Source organism: Mesorhizobium sp. M0106 (assembly GCF_040322715.1).
Lineage (GTDB): Bacteria > Pseudomonadota > Alphaproteobacteria > Rhizobiales > Rhizobiaceae > Mesorhizobium.
In genome coordinates this window covers 59,983-73,468 of sequence record NZ_JAMYUA010000020.1, presented here as the reverse complement: position 1 = coordinate 73,468, position 13,486 = coordinate 59,983, and the positions used below count along the sequence as shown (strand labels likewise).

The 13,486-nt window shown below is 59.9% G+C and carries 15 protein-coding genes, 1 tRNA gene and 1 pseudogene; 7 read left to right on the top strand and 10 right to left on the bottom strand.

The features are described 5' to 3' along the window. Positions 1 to 226 precede the first annotated feature (226 nt). Both NKJ55_RS20070 and NKJ55_RS20065 read right to left on the bottom strand, forming a co-directional pair. Positions 227 to 367 carry a DUF1127 domain-containing protein gene (locus NKJ55_RS20070; protein ID WP_023678914.1) on the bottom strand — a complete coding sequence of 47 codons (141 nt, stop codon included), beginning with the start codon at positions 365 to 367 and terminating at the stop codon, positions 227 to 229. Between the two features lie 48 nt (positions 368 to 415). Continuing rightward, entirely contained in the window at positions 416 to 556 is a 141-nt protein-coding gene (locus tag NKJ55_RS20065; protein WP_023678913.1) for a DUF1127 domain-containing protein, read from the bottom strand. A gap of 222 nt (positions 557 to 778) precedes the next feature. Here NKJ55_RS20065 and NKJ55_RS20060 point away from each other — a divergent pair, with 222 nt between their 5' ends. Both NKJ55_RS20060 and NKJ55_RS20055 read left to right on the top strand, forming a co-directional pair. Next, positions 779 to 1,897, top strand: a complete 1,119-nt coding sequence (locus tag NKJ55_RS20060) for a DUF2157 domain-containing protein (protein ID WP_352451375.1) — start codon at positions 779 to 781, stop codon at positions 1,895 to 1,897. Beyond that, a complete protein-coding gene (locus NKJ55_RS20055; protein ID WP_352451374.1) occupies positions 1,894 to 2,478 on the top strand; it encodes a GDYXXLXY domain-containing protein in 585 nt (194 codons plus the stop codon). The genes NKJ55_RS20060 and NKJ55_RS20055 overlap by 4 nt, the downstream gene beginning before the upstream one ends. Before the next feature lie 91 nt (positions 2,479 to 2,569). On the opposite strand, the gene NKJ55_RS20050 is transcribed toward NKJ55_RS20055, so the two are convergent. Then, positions 2,570 to 2,654 (bottom strand) — tRNA-Leu (locus NKJ55_RS20050). Between the two features lie 343 nt (positions 2,655 to 2,997). On the opposite strand from NKJ55_RS20050, the gene tig reads away from it, so the two are divergent. The 5 genes from tig (at position 2,998) to NKJ55_RS20025 (ending at position 7,930) form a co-directional block, all read left to right on the top strand. Beyond that, positions 2,998 to 4,473 (top strand): trigger factor, encoded by a 1,476-nt coding sequence (tig, locus tag NKJ55_RS20045; protein ID WP_352451415.1) that lies wholly within the window; start codon positions 2,998 to 3,000, stop codon positions 4,471 to 4,473. A gap of 160 nt (positions 4,474 to 4,633) precedes the next feature. Continuing rightward, the gene (locus NKJ55_RS20040; RefSeq protein ID WP_023678909.1) at positions 4,634 to 5,155 is read left to right on the top strand and encodes a hypothetical protein; all 522 of its coding nucleotides are present in this window, start codon (positions 4,634 to 4,636) and stop codon (positions 5,153 to 5,155) included. 212 nt (positions 5,156 to 5,367) lie between these two features. Then, the gene (locus tag NKJ55_RS20035; protein ID WP_502904497.1) at positions 5,368 to 5,721 is read left to right on the top strand and encodes a c-type cytochrome; all 354 of its coding nucleotides are present in this window, start codon (positions 5,368 to 5,370) and stop codon (positions 5,719 to 5,721) included. Positions 5,722 to 5,868: 147 nt separating this feature from the next. Further along, positions 5,869 to 6,801, top strand: coding sequence for a heme o synthase (locus tag NKJ55_RS20030; protein ID WP_352451372.1), 933 nt, complete (start codon positions 5,869 to 5,871; stop codon positions 6,799 to 6,801). A gap of 316 nt (positions 6,802 to 7,117) precedes the next feature. Continuing rightward, on the top strand, positions 7,118 to 7,930 hold the full coding sequence (locus NKJ55_RS20025) for a DUF2189 domain-containing protein (RefSeq protein WP_352451371.1): 813 nt from the start codon (positions 7,118 to 7,120) through the stop codon (positions 7,928 to 7,930). 66 nt (positions 7,931 to 7,996) lie between these two features. Here the strand turns inward: NKJ55_RS20025 and NKJ55_RS20020 are convergent, their stop codons facing one another. The 7 genes and pseudogenes from NKJ55_RS20020 to NKJ55_RS19990 form a co-directional block, all read right to left on the bottom strand. Further along, positions 7,997 to 8,470: an aminoacyl-tRNA deacylase gene (locus NKJ55_RS20020; protein WP_023678905.1), complete on the bottom strand. Its 474-nt coding sequence runs from the start codon at positions 8,468 to 8,470 to the stop codon at positions 7,997 to 7,999. Between the two features lie 144 nt (positions 8,471 to 8,614). Continuing rightward, on the bottom strand, positions 8,615 to 9,019 hold the full coding sequence (locus NKJ55_RS20015; RefSeq protein ID WP_352451370.1) for a cytochrome C oxidase subunit IV family protein: 405 nt from the start codon (positions 9,017 to 9,019) through the stop codon (positions 8,615 to 8,617). 10 nt (positions 9,020 to 9,029) lie between these two features. After that, positions 9,030 to 9,752 carry a heme-copper oxidase subunit III family protein gene (locus tag NKJ55_RS20010; RefSeq protein WP_023678903.1) on the bottom strand — a complete coding sequence of 241 codons (723 nt, stop codon included), beginning with the start codon at positions 9,750 to 9,752 and terminating at the stop codon, positions 9,030 to 9,032. Between the two features lie 13 nt (positions 9,753 to 9,765). Then, positions 9,766 to 10,470 carry a cytochrome c oxidase subunit 3 gene (locus tag NKJ55_RS20005; RefSeq protein ID WP_352451369.1) on the bottom strand — a complete coding sequence of 235 codons (705 nt, stop codon included), beginning with the start codon at positions 10,468 to 10,470 and terminating at the stop codon, positions 9,766 to 9,768. Then, positions 10,467 to 12,236, bottom strand: a complete 1,770-nt coding sequence (ctaD, locus tag NKJ55_RS20000) for a cytochrome c oxidase subunit I (protein ID WP_023678901.1) — start codon at positions 12,234 to 12,236, stop codon at positions 10,467 to 10,469. Before ctaD ends, NKJ55_RS20005 begins: the two co-directional genes overlap by 4 nt. A gap of 91 nt (positions 12,237 to 12,327) precedes the next feature. Next, positions 12,328 to 13,143, bottom strand: coding sequence for a cytochrome c oxidase subunit II (coxB, locus tag NKJ55_RS19995; protein ID WP_254818347.1), 816 nt, complete (start codon positions 13,141 to 13,143; stop codon positions 12,328 to 12,330). 168 nt (positions 13,144 to 13,311) lie between these two features. Continuing rightward, positions 13,312 to 13,468: pseudogene (locus NKJ55_RS19990) on the bottom strand (efflux RND transporter permease subunit); the annotation flags it as partial. Positions 13,469 to 13,486 lie beyond the last annotated feature (18 nt).

The window sequence follows — 13,486 nt, the reverse complement described above, 5'->3', positions numbered from 1 at the left end:
GGGAGGAGGTGAAGATCGACCGTATTCGTCATCGCCGGGGAGGAGGTCGGCTTTGACGAAATTCCTTTCGCCATTTGAAAGGGTGCGAAACCCTTTTTGAAACAGCGCCCGCCGGGGGAGGAGGTCCGGCGGGCGCCGTTTTTGTGGTCAACCCTCGGGAGGAGGTGAAGGCTGACCGTATCCGTCAGGGTCGGGGAGGAGGTCGACCCTGGCGAAATTCTTGTGGTTAGATCGCCCTGCGAGCGACCATCTTGATCTCGTCGCGGACGATGCCGAGATCGTTGAGCTGGCGATTCGACAGGCGACCCAGCTCGGTAACCGTCTCGCGGTAGACGCGCCAGTTACGATAGTTGCGGATCAGGTTCATTGTCGTTCTCTTTTCAAAACTGGTTCGGACCATTTGCGGCCCGAAGGATTAGACCGCCTTGCGGGCGACGTAGTGAATGTCGCTGCGGCTGATGCCGAGGTCGGTCAGTTCACGGGTGCTCAGGCGGTTCAGCTCGGACACGGTGTCCCTATAGCGGCGCCAGTTGCGATAGTTGCGGATCAGGTTCATGGTAGTCTCGTTTCGTCTTTCTTTCGGATCATTCCGTCTTTGTGTGCACCGTGAAAATAGGTGGGGTCATATCGATTTAAAAGCGCTATTGGTGCATGGCAGCAATGCAAATTGTGCAATGCAGCATTAACGCGCGTCCGGTTTTCCGCCCAGATCGGAAAACGCCGTTAGGTCAAACGCTTGGCCGGACGAGCTAAAAGAACCAAGCAAAGGGGGAGGGGCATGGCGAGCTATTCGTCACGGGCCAGGTCGGATATCGCGCGATGGCAGCAGGCTGGCCTGATCGACGCGCCGACAGCCGAGGCTCTAACGCGCGACGTCGAGGCAAACGAACGCAAATCGCTGAGTTTCGGCTCGATCCTGGCGATGATGGCGGCGCTGCTGTTCGGCGCAGCTATCCTGATCTTTATCGCCGCCAACTGGGAAGTCATCCCGCGGCTGGTGCGGGTCGCGGCACTTTTTGCCGTTATCCTTGCCGGCTATGTCGGCGGCGCGGTGCTGAAGATGCGCGACCATGCGGCGATCGGCGAAGCACTGTGGATCGTCGCGGCGGCAGCGTTCGGCGGATCGATCGCGCTGATCGGCCAGATGTATCATTTGTCGGGCGACGAGGCCTCGGCCTTGATCACCTGGGGCGCCGGCACAGCGCTGGCGGCGGTGGCGCTGCGCTCAAACCCGCTGACCGTCGCTGCCGTCGGCATCGCCGATGCCTGGCTGTTCCTGAGAGGGTTCGACTACTTCCGGCGCACGGAATTTCCGCATCTCTTCGTGGTCATGGCGCTAATTCTGTTCGCCGTTTCGTTCTGGACGCGCAGCCAGGCGGCGCGCCACCTGATCATCCTGTCGGTGCTTTTCTACCTCGTGCTGTTGGCCATGGAATACGACACGCTGCAAGTCGCCATCCCGCTCGTTGCCGCATCGGTGCTGCTTTTTACCGCTGCGATCTTTGCTGCCGGGCCGGTCGAGAGGGTTTTGCAACTCGGCGGCAGGTTGCCCTTGCACGCACTGATCGGCTTTCTCACCGGCCTGGCGATGATCCAATTCGAACTGGCGGATGAAAGCAGCTACGATAGCGGCTTCGCCCTTGCCTCGGCTGTTGCGCTGGCCGGCATCGTCGCGGCGATCGTGCTGGGCGGCCGCGAGAGCCGGGGACTGCGCTGGGTTGCCTATGCGGGCTTCGCCTTCGAACTCGCCATCATCTATGTGGTGATGCTGCAATCAATGCTCGACACGGCAGGCTTCTTCCTTGCGGCGGCGGTGCTTCTCGCCGTTCTTGCGTTCATTATCATCCGCATAGAAAAGCGCATGAACGCCTCGAACATGACAGGAGCGGCGGCATGATGACCGGCAAAAGACTGATCATCTCGGCGCTGGTCCTGGCGCTCGTCCAGATCGGCTTTCTGAGCTGGATCATCGCCGGACGCGCGGCGATCCTGCGCGATGGCAAGCAGGTCCTGCTCAGGGTCGAGCCGATCGATCCGCGCGATCTCTTGCGCGGTGACTACATTCTGCTCGGCTACGATATTTCGCGCATACCGGTGAAGCTGATCGGCAACATTCCGGCCGGCAAGTTTTCCAGCGAGGAAACGTCGATCGTGGTCAGGCTGAAGCAGGGCGCCGATGGCTATTGGGGGCCGACCGCGGCTTGGTTCGGGCAAGCGCCGGCGCCGGCAGCATCCGGCGAAGCCGATATCGTCGGACACGTCTCCGAGGGCTGGAATATCAGCCAGGGAGCAACGACGATCGCGCCGGATTACGGCATCGAGCGCTTCTATCTGCCGGAAGGCGAGGGGATGGCGATCCAGAACGACATGCGGGTGCGGCCGTTCGGCATCCGCGTGGCGATCGCGGCCAACGGCACGGCGCAGATCAAGGCGCTGGTGGACGGCGACAACACACTGTTCGAGGAGCCGCTTTACTAGATCGCGCTACGGCCTTGGCAATGATCCTTCTTCGCCAAGGCTTTGGAGGAGCTTCGAGTGGCCTGCCACCCGAAGCTCGAATAGCGAAGGGTGGTGCGGATGAAGGGACTCGAACCCCCACGCCTTTCGGCACTGGAACCTAAATCCAGGGCGTCTACCAATTCCGCCACATCCGCATTGCCCGGCCAATCCCATGTAGCCATCATTCTGTCAATGTCAGAGCCCACATCGGCATCATTGGCCGGAATGCAAAGATGGTTGAAAATCGGCCGCGCCTGTGACAAAAGGCGTGTCGAATGTGACGGGACGCGACGATCCGCTTCTGCAGAATGTGATAAGAAGTAGGAAAAACAAAGACTTATTCACATTTTGGAGCGTATTTCTGGAGGATTTGTGCCGCGTTGAGCGGACAGATCGCCAAGTCCCGCACCAAAAGCCATTCCCGGCAAGATCATACCGGCAGGCTGTAAACGGCAGGGGCCGTTTGACGGCCTCATTGGTGGAAACAAAGGTTTTATGATGCAGGTCACCGAAACGCTCAACTCCGGTCTCAAGCGCGAGATCAAGATCACCGTGCCGGCCGGTGACATGGAAGCCAAGCTGATGGCGCGGCTCTCCGATGCCAGGAACAAGGTCCGCATCAACGGCTTCCGCCCCGGCAAGGTGCCGGTGCAGCATCTGCGCAAGGTCTACGGCAAATCATTCATGGCCGAAGTGGTCAACGAGATTCTCAATGATTCGACCCGTTCGATCATCACCGGGCGCGGCGAAAAGGCCGCCATGCAGCCCGAAGTGATCATGACCGAGGACGAGAAGGAAGCCGAGAAGATCCTGGCAGGCGGTGCCGATTTCGAGTTCCGCCTGAACTATGAGGTCATTCCGCCGATCGAGATCAAGGATTTCTCCGACATCAAGGTGACGCGCCAGGTGTTCGACGTGCCGGATGAAGAGATCGACGAGCAGGTCAAGCGTGTCGCCGAATCCGCTCGGATCTACGAGCCGAAGACCGGCAAGGCCGCCGAGGGCGACCGCGTGACCATCGATTATGTCGGCAAGATCGACGGCGAAGCTTTCAACGGCGGCGCCGGCACCGATCAGCCGCTGGTGCTCGGCTCGAAGGAATTCATCCCCGGCTTCGAGGACCAGCTGGTCGGCAGCAAGGCCGGCGACGAGAAGCAGGTCACGGTTACCTTCCCGGAAAACTACCAGGCGGCGCATCTGGCCGGCAAGGAAGCCACTTTTGACGTGACGGTCAAGGAAGTGTCGAAGCCCGGCGCGCTTGAGATCAACGACGAGATGGCCAAAAATCTCGGCGTTGAATCGCTGGAGCGCCTGCGCGAGGTGGTGCGCGGTCAGATCGAGAACCAGTTCGGCTCGATAACGCGCCAGAAGGTCAAGCGGCAGTTGCTCGACCAGCTCGACGCTGCCTACTCGTTCGAGGCGCCGTCCAAGCTCGTTGACGCCGAGTTCAACAACATCTGGAACCAGGTCAACCGCGACCTCGAAGCTGCCGGGCGCACCTTTGCCGACGAAGAGACGACTGAAGAAGAAGCGCGTGCAGAATACATGCGGCTTGCCGAGCGCCGCGTGCGTCTCGGCCTGGTTCTCGCCGAAATCGGCGAGAAGGCCGGCGTCACGGTGACGGACGAGGAATTGCAGCGCGGCCTGTTCGAGCAGGTGCGTCGCTATCCGGCCAACCAGCAGCAGGAAGCCTTCGAATTCTATCGCAACAATCCCGAAGCGCTGAACACGTTGCGCGCGCCGATGTTCGAAGAGAAGGTGGTCGACCATCTGCTCGGCCAGATTTCGGTCACCGATGTCAAGGTCAGCAAGGAAGAGCTGCTGGCCGACGACGAGGATACGGAGACAACCAAGGCCAAGCCGGCGAAGAAGGCGGCTGCGAAAAAAGCGGACACCAAGAAGGCCGACGACGACGCTGAAGAGCCGAAGAAAAAGGCCGCGCCGAAGAAGAAGGCCGCCAAGGACGCTGAATAACGTCCCTGCTGAATTCCGAAAGGCCGCCTTCTCGAGGCGGCCTTTTTCGTTGTGGCGCAGACGCAACGGATTTCACGCATCTGGCGGTCGAGGTAGCGATATGAAGCTTTGATGATTATCTGCGCTGGGTTGCTGACCGCAGCGGTTGTTGGAGGCATCGTTGAGACAGTTCTTCGGTATCGGAAGCGTGGCGGCGGCGTTCCTGCTTGCGTCGGTCTGCGGCATTGCCCAGGCTGATACGGTTCTCGACAACTGGCGGTTCGACAAGAGCAGCGATGGCCTTGTCACCGCCTCGCTTTACGCGACCAACAAGCTCATCACCGGCGGCGGCGCATTGAGCTACAGCCCGGTTTTGACGATCGCGTGCCGGACCGCCGGCGAACCGCGTTGGAGCGAATGGCTGCAGCTGAGCGACACCGTTTCCGCCAGCCGAACCATCGCCATGTCGGTGACTGTCGGCCAATCCGGCAAGCTCAACGAAAGCTGGTCGGTCGGCCCGCGCAGCAGAATGCTGGTCCGCGACGGTGCCGACGGCATCAGGCGACTGATTTCCGCGGACCGGCTGCTGCTTTCCTGGCGGTTCGGGCTGCTGTCGGGGCGCGGCAAAGCCGAGTTTGACCTCACCGGAGTTGAAGAGGCGATCGGCCGGATCGCCGCCAGCTGCAACACCAAATTGCCTTGAGCAGATTGTCCGCAGTAAACCTTTGCATGGCCGAACTCTACCTGCCGGCCGGGTTCTGTGGTATGTAGGTGCCGCAACCCCAGGCAGTGGATATCCGTTCTGCCATTCAAGAGCGCATGCCAGCGGACTAAATGTCGGCCTGTGCAGGTCAGCCAGGGCAAATTGGCGATCAGGGAGGAAATGCCATGCGTGCCATTGTGTTTTTTATCATCATGTCCGTCGCCACCGTCATTGCCGGCCCCTCGCGGGCACAGGATGCCGCGGCGGGTGAGAAGGTCTTCGCCAAATGCAAGGTCTGCCACGTCGCAGACAAGGACCAGAACAAGGTGGGTCCGTCCTTGAACGGCGTTATCGGCCGAACGGCCGGGACGCATCCAGGGTTCAGCTATTCCAAGGCTATGACCGAGGCCGGAAAATCCGGCGTTAGATGGGACGAAGCCACGCTGACGACCTACCTTCACGATCCCAAGGCGATGGTCAAAGGAACGAAGATGGCATTCCCCGGCCTCAAGAAGGACGAGGACGTCGCCAATGTCATTGCTTATCTGAAGCAATTCTCCAAATAGACCGGCTCTTCCGCCGGATCTTGGTATAGCAAGCAGGTCGAGGCATAGCCTCGGCCGCAATCTGCCGGCAGTGTCGGTGGGGAGGGCGGCTCGTTGCAAAAAAGACATTGGCCGGCTAGGCTGCCATTCCCATCGGTGGTCGTCTGAATGTCGACTGAAGAAAGCCGTCTCAAGGATACCGGCATCCGCCTCTCGGAGGCGACGGCGGGTGATTTCTTTGCGCTTTTGAAACCACGCGTCATGGCGCTTGCCGTGTTTACTGCCTTCGTCGGCCTGATGATGGCGCCCGGCGTGATGAATCCAGTTATCGCCGTAATTGCCATCGGCGCAATCGCGGTTGGAGCGGGAGCCGCCGGCGCGCTCAATATGTGGTACGACGCAGACATAGACGTCTTGATGTCTCGCACGTCCAAGCGACCAATTCCGTCCGGTCGCGTCACGCCTGGCGAAGCTCTCAGCTTCGGTCTGGTGCTTTCCGCACTGTCGGTCATGACGCTCGGCGTACTGGTGGGGTGGCTCGCCGCATCGTTGTTGGCGTTCACCATCTTTTTCTATGTCGTCATCTACACGATGTGGCTGAAGCGCTCGACGCCACAGAATATCGTCATAGGCGGCGCGGCAGGCGCCCTTCCTCCGGTGATCGGGTGGGCTGCTGCAACCGGCGCAATCGGCATTGAAAGTCTCATCCTGTTTCTGATCATTTTCCTCTGGACGCCGCCTCATTTCTGGGCGCTGGCCCTTTTCAAGGTCGGTGACTATGCCGCGGCGGGGGTCCCGATGATGCCGAATGTGGCCGGCCAGCACTCGACCAGAAAACAAATCTTCGCCTATTCGCTGCTCTTGGCGCCAATCGGCGTGCTCCCTTGGGGCTTCGGCTTCGCGAGCGGATACTACGGCACTGCTTCAGCCGCGTTGGGTGCAGGTTTCATTTGGCAGGCCTGGAAGGTTCTCGTCGCCGACAAGGAGATGAAGCCGGCAAAGGCGCTGTTTGCGTATTCGATTGTCTATCTTTTCGCAATATTTGCGGCGTTGCTTGCCGACACCATTGTAATGCGAGTGATCGCTTCAGCCGACTATTGACCCCGGCTCAAAACATCACGTTGGCAGAGCACAAAATCCCAGCAAAAGCAGAATAACGACGCCAAGGCCGAGTATGAGAACTGTCCTTCCGTCCATGACCTTCACCTTCGACTAGAAGAGCATATCGAAGAACGGCGTCCGTAGCTAGTCAGGCTACCCGGGACCTCCTGCTCCCGGGCCTTCCTACAAAGCGCGACAAGTCCCCCGCATGAGAGTATATTGATCATGGTGCAGGTCGCGGTTTGCGTGGGCCAATCATGCAGAACGGCAGCACCGTAAAACGCGACCTTACCGGACCTGGTCTGGAGGAATGGTCATGGCAAGCTTTCACGTGATAGCAGGCGCCAGCGAGACGCTGGAACACACCAGAATTCGAAAAATCGGTGTCTCCGATCTTTTTGATGCGCTCAGGCGTGGCGTCGATGATTTCATGGTCAAACCGTCGCACATCGTTTTTCTCTGCCTGATCTATCCGATTGCGGGAGTCGTGCTTGCTGTCTGGACATCAGGTAACAACACGCTGCCATTGCTGTTTCCGCTTGTATCCGGCTTTGCACTGATTGGTCCGTTCGCGGCGATCGGCCTCTATGAGATCAGCCGGCGACGGGAAGCCGGGCTCGACGCCTCGTGGAGGCACGCCTTTGAGGTCAGGAGTTCTCCGGCACTGCCGGCTATTGCAGCGGTCGGCGTCATGCTGCTTGCGATCTTCATCGCCTGGCTTTTGACGGCCCAGATATTCTACCAGACCCTGTTCGGCCCGGCGCCGCCGCAATCGCTGTCCAGCTTCATCAGTGAAATATTCGCCACGGGACGCGGCTGGACGCTCATCATCCTGGGTCACGCCATCGGCTTCGTGTTCGCCGCGGTTGTGTTGTGCACCACGGTCGTCGCATTCCCGTTGTTGCTCGACCGCGATGTCGGCGCCTACGAAGCCATCCACACCTCGGTGCGCGTTGTCCTGGCCAACCCGATCGTGATGGCCGTGTGGGGCCTTATCGTCGCCATCGCCCTGATCGTCGGCTCGCTGCCAGTGTTCGCCGGGTTGGCAGTCGTGCTGCCGATCCTTGGTCATGCGACCTGGCATGTCTATCGGAAAGTTGTGGAATCGTCGCCGGCCACCAGACCGTGAGCTGAAAAAAACCTGCCCTGCGCGCACCGGTGAAAGTGCCGGTGCGGGCAGGGTGGGGCAGAGCTTTCAATAGGCCGGGTGGCTGAAACGGGCCTGGCGCGCGTCCTTTGTCAGGTCGCGGAAATCCTTGCCGCTCACATGCACCAGCGTCCTATGGTCACCGCCCTCGAAATAGACTTCGGGAGCGTCGCCGAGGCTTTCATCGAGGACCACTGGCACATCATAGGCAGCGCCGATCGGCGGCACAGCGCCGACATCGCAATCGCCGAACAACGAGACCACCTCGTCTTCGGAGGCAAGTCCAAGAGGCTTGTCCATGACATCCTGCAATGTCGCGAGTTCTATCCTGTGCGTGCTTGGAACCACGGCGAGCGCGTAGCCACGGTCGTGGTGAACGACCACCGATTTGGCCATTATGCTGCCAGGCACATGTGCCGCAATGGCAGATTGTCTGCTTGTCGCCGTGCGGTGATGCTCGACGGTGTCGTAGGAAATTCCTTTCCTATCGATGAAGTCCTTCAGTCTGTTTGCGATGGTCATCTTGGGCGCCCCTTGCTGGTGTTCGCGACGCATGTGGAAACGCCGGCATCGCCTGTCGTTTCCGATACCAACAGAAATGGACCAGCCGTGGATTGTTTCAAGGCGAAGGCTCCAGGACCGGACGGCCTGGATCCGGATTGCATGTCAGGGCCCGGCCCCGAAAAACGCCATTCGGGTGAGAAGCGTGTAGTCCGCTTCGAAGACCATCATCGTCACGAACACCAGCACCAGCACCGGCGGCAGGATAATTGCATATGCCAGCGCCAGCCGTTCCCAGGCCATGTGCATGAAGATGGCGACGATCAGCCCTGCCTTGAGGATCATGAAGATCAGGATCAGCGACCATCTGAGATAGCCGTGGAGACCGAAATAGTCGACCAGATAGGAGCAGGTGCTGAGGATGAACAACCACGCCCAGACCACCAGATAGAGCTTGATCGGGTGCTCTTGATGAACCTCCGCCGGGGTAAACCCGGTCGTCGTCGCATCATGGGTATGGGCGCTGTCCAGCGCATGCTGTCCCAGGCCGTTTGCGGTTGCTTCAGCCATGTCCTGCCTCTCACCAAAGATAGAAAAATGCGAAAATGAACACCCAGACCAGGTCGACGAAATGCCAGTAAAGCCCCATGATTTCGACGTTCTCGTAGCGGCCCCTCCGGCTGGTGAAGAAGCCGGGCCGTCCGACGTCGTAGTCTCCGCGCCAGACCTTTCGCGCCACGATGATCAGGAAGATCACCCCGATCGTCACGTGCGTGCCGTGGAAGCCGGTAATCATGAAAAAGGATGCGCCGAACTGGGCAGCGCCCCAGGGATTGCCCCAAGGCCGCACGCCCTCGGTGATCAGCTTGGTCCATTCGAAGGCCTGCATGCCGACGAATGTCGCGCCGAGTGCTGCGGTCAAGAGCATCAGCACTGCCGTCTTGCGGCGGTCGCGGCGGTAGCCGAAATTGACCGCCATGGCCATCGTTCCGCTGCTCGAGATCAGCACGAAGGTCATGATGGCGATAAGGATCAGTGGAATGTCGGAGCCACCGATGCGCAGGGCGAAGACCTCGCTCGGATTGGGCCACGGCACACGTGTTGAGATACGCGCGGTCATGTAGGAGAGCAGGAAGCAGCCGAAGATGAACGTGTCGCTGAGCAGGAAGATCCACATCATGGCCTTGCCCCAGGACACGTTTTTGAACGCCCGCTGATCCGAGGACCAGTCGGCGGCGATGCCTTGCCAGCCTGCGGGCCGCGGCTCTGTTCGGCCGATGTGGGCCAGTGTCGTCTCTGCCATCCGCCCGTTCCTCCTAGGTCAGCAACCCTCGGCAAATGTCGATTAAAGTCGAAGCCCAGCCGGCCAGAAGCGCAAAGATGGCGAGCCAGACGAAAAGCAGGAAATGCCAGTACATGGCGCACAGCTCGACACTGAGGCGAAGCCGCTGCGGCTGCGCTCCGTTCCAGGCGCCGACGCTCGTTCTGCCCAGCCCGACCAGTCCTCCCAGTATATGCAGGCCATGCATTCCCGTTAGCAGGTAGAAGAAGCTGTTGGCCGGATTGGATGCCAGAAAATAGCCATCCGCACTCAGTTCCCGCCATGCCACAAGCTGTCCAATCAGGAAGACGAGCGCCGTGAGTCCAGCGGTGGCGAGGCCAAGCCTGACCATGTCCACTTGACCCTTGCGCGCCGCGAACGAAGCGCACTGTATCGCAATGCTGCTCAAGACCAGTACGCCGGTGTTAAGCCAGAGCAGGGGCGGGATGGGCAGCGGCCGCCAATCCGACAGCGCCATGCGCATGAAGTAAGCACTGGTGAACAGCGCGAACAGGCAGCCGACGACGGCAAGGAAGACGCCGAGACCGATCTTTGCGGTCGGCAGCGCCGATCGGTCCAGAGCGACAAAATCCCCGATCATACCTTGCTCGAGCCACGGTTTCGTCATTAGCCGCTGATGGGAAAGCCACCACCCGGCAATACCGGCGATCACGAGCAGGAAGACCAGGATTACGCTCATGCCGGCTCCCTGGAGGGCGCGAAGGAGCCCGGAACGTTTTGCGGTATGAAGTCCTCCTTGGCTCCCGGTACGCTGTAGTCATAGGCCCAGCGATAGACGATCGGCAGATCCTTGCCGAAATTGCCGTGGGCGGGCGGTGTTTCGGGCGTCTGCCACTCGAGCGTCGTTGCCCGCCACGGATTGCCGCCAGCCTCACGGCCATGGCGGATGCTCCAGATGAGATTGAACAGAAACACAATCTGAGCAAAACCGACTATAAAAGCCATGATGCTGATAAACGAGTTCAGGTGGTGAGCCGATTCCGTCATGATCGTCATGTCGGTCAATTCGTTGTACCGCCGCGGCACGCCCATCAAGCCGAGATAGTGCATGGGAAAGAAGATCAGATAGGCGCCGAGGAAGGTGACCCAGAAATGGAACCGGCCCAGTGTCTCGTTCAGCATCCGGCCGGTGACCTTCGGATACCAGTGATAGATCGCGCCGAAGATTACGATGATCGGGGCAACCCCCATGACCATGTGGAAATGGGCGACGACGAACATCGTGTCCGACAGCGGAACGTCGACGACGACATTGCCGAGGAACAAGCCGGTCAACCCGCCATTGACGAAGGTGACGATGAAGGCCAGGGCAAAAAGCATCGGAATCGTGAGGTGGATGTCGCCGCGCCACAGCGTCAGCACCCAATTGTAGACCTTGATGGCTGTTGGGACGGCGATGATCAATGTCGTTGTGGCGAAGAAAAAGCCGAAATAGGGATGCATGCCACTGACATACATGTGGTGCGCCCAGACCACGAAGCTCAGCGCGCCGATGCCGACGATGGCCCAGACCATCATGCGGTAGCCGAAGATGTTCTTGCGCGCATGGGTGCTGATCAGGTCGGATACGATGCCGAAGGCCGGAAGCGCCACGATGTAGACCTCCGGATGGCCGAAGAACCAGAACAGATGCTGGAACAGGATCGGGCTGCCGCCGCCGTGCTGCAACTGTTCGCCCATCTCGACGATCGCCGGCATGAAGAAGCTGGTGCCGAGCGCCCGGTCGAGCAGCATCATCACGCAGGCGACGAACAGCGCCGGGAAGGCGAGCAGCGCCATGATGGTGGCGGTGAAAATACCCCAGACAGTAAGCGGAAGGCGCATCAGCGTCATGCCGCGCGTGCGCCCCTGCAGCACCGTCACGACATAGTTCAAGCCGCCCATGGTAAAGCCGACGATGAATAGGATCAGCGAGACAAGCATCAGGATGATGCCCCAGTCCTGGCCGCCTGGCGTACCGGTCATGATCGCCTGCGGCGGATAGAGCGTCCAGCCGGCACCCGTCGGTCCGCCGGGCGCAAAGAAGCTCGACACCAGGACCAGCACGGCAAGCAGATAGATCCAGTAGCTCAGCATGTTGACATAGGGAAAGACCATGTCGCGAGCACCAACCATCAACGGGATCAGATAGTTGCCGAAGCCGCCCAGGAAGAGTGCCGTGAGCAGGTAGATCACCATGATCATGCCGTGCATGGTGATGAACTGGTAGTAGGCTTCCGGGGTGATGAAGTCGAATGTGCCGGGGAAGCCGAGTTGCAGCCGCATCAGCCAGGATAGCACCAGCGCGACCATGCCGATCGCTGTCGCCGTCGCCGAATACTGGATGGCGATGACCTTGGCGTCCTGCGAGAAAACGTATTTCGTCCACCAGCTGTGCGGATGGTAGAGTTCCATTTCCGCGACTTCGGCCGGCGGTACCGCATCTGCAGGTGTGATATCGACCATAGGAACACCTCCGTGCCCTTTTCGGCCAGCCCGACAGTTCGGGCTTGCCACACTAATTTCAATCCCGACGGCGCGCCGTCGTTCCGGTTTCCTACTCTGCCGAGCCCATCTGCTGGGGGGCGGACAGCTGCGCAAAAGTCTGCTGCTGGCCAAGCCACGCCAGATAGTCTTCCTGAGTATCGACCATGACCACGCCATGCATCATCGGATGTCCCTGGCCGCAGAGTTCGGCACACAGGACCTGGAAGGTTCCGGTCTTGGTCGGAGTGAACCAGAAATAGGTGACCGAGCCCGGGATCATGTCCATCTTGGCGCGGAATTCCGGCACGTAGAAATCGTGCAGCACATCGATCGAGCGGAGCAGCATCTTGACCGGTTTGCCTACCGGGAGGTGCAGGTCGGCCGCTTCCACTACGACATCGTCCTGGCCGTTGGCATCGGTGGCGATGACGCCGAGTGGATTTTCAGCGTTGACGTCGCGAGTGTCGGATGTGCCGAGCTTGCCGTCCTTGCCGGGGAGGCGGAAACTCCATTGCCACTGCTGGCCGACGACTTCGACCTCGGTTGCGTCACTTGGAACGTTAACGAACCGGCTCCAGACGAACAGGCCTGGAACGAGCAAAGCGGTGACGCCAACCGCGGTGACGACCGTCAGCCAGGATTCGAGCCGCCTGTTCTCAGGTTCATATGCCGCCTGATTGCCTTCCCGATGACGGAAGCGGAAGACGCAATAGGCCATGAAAAGAACCACGGCGGCGAAGACGACACCGGTGATCCAGAAAGTTATGATGATGGTGTTGTCGATATAGTCCCAGTTCGAGGCAATCGGCGTCCACCACCATGGGCTCAGGAAGTGGAACAACACCGAGCCCACGACTATCAGAACGAGTACAAGCGCAACGGCCATGTCCCGGTTCCTCCCGGTATTCCAAGCGGCGCAAGCCGTCCCCGGGAAATACCAAGTGCATCATAACTTGATTTGCGATGAAAATTCTAGAGCCGGCTGTGGGAAGGGCAAAAATACCATTTCGGCGCTGGCGGTCCTTCGGTTCGGCGATGATCAGCGGCAGCGCGTGGCAAACATCGTCAGCGTCGAGTAACCGGCAAGGGCGGGCACGCCGAATGTGCCCGGCAGAGTCACCGGAACGGCGATCGTCGGGGATCGTCGCGCGCAGGTTCTGCAGGAACAGCAGCATGACGAAGAACGTCAGCACGATTGCTTCGAGCAGTGTCCGTTCACCTGCTCGACG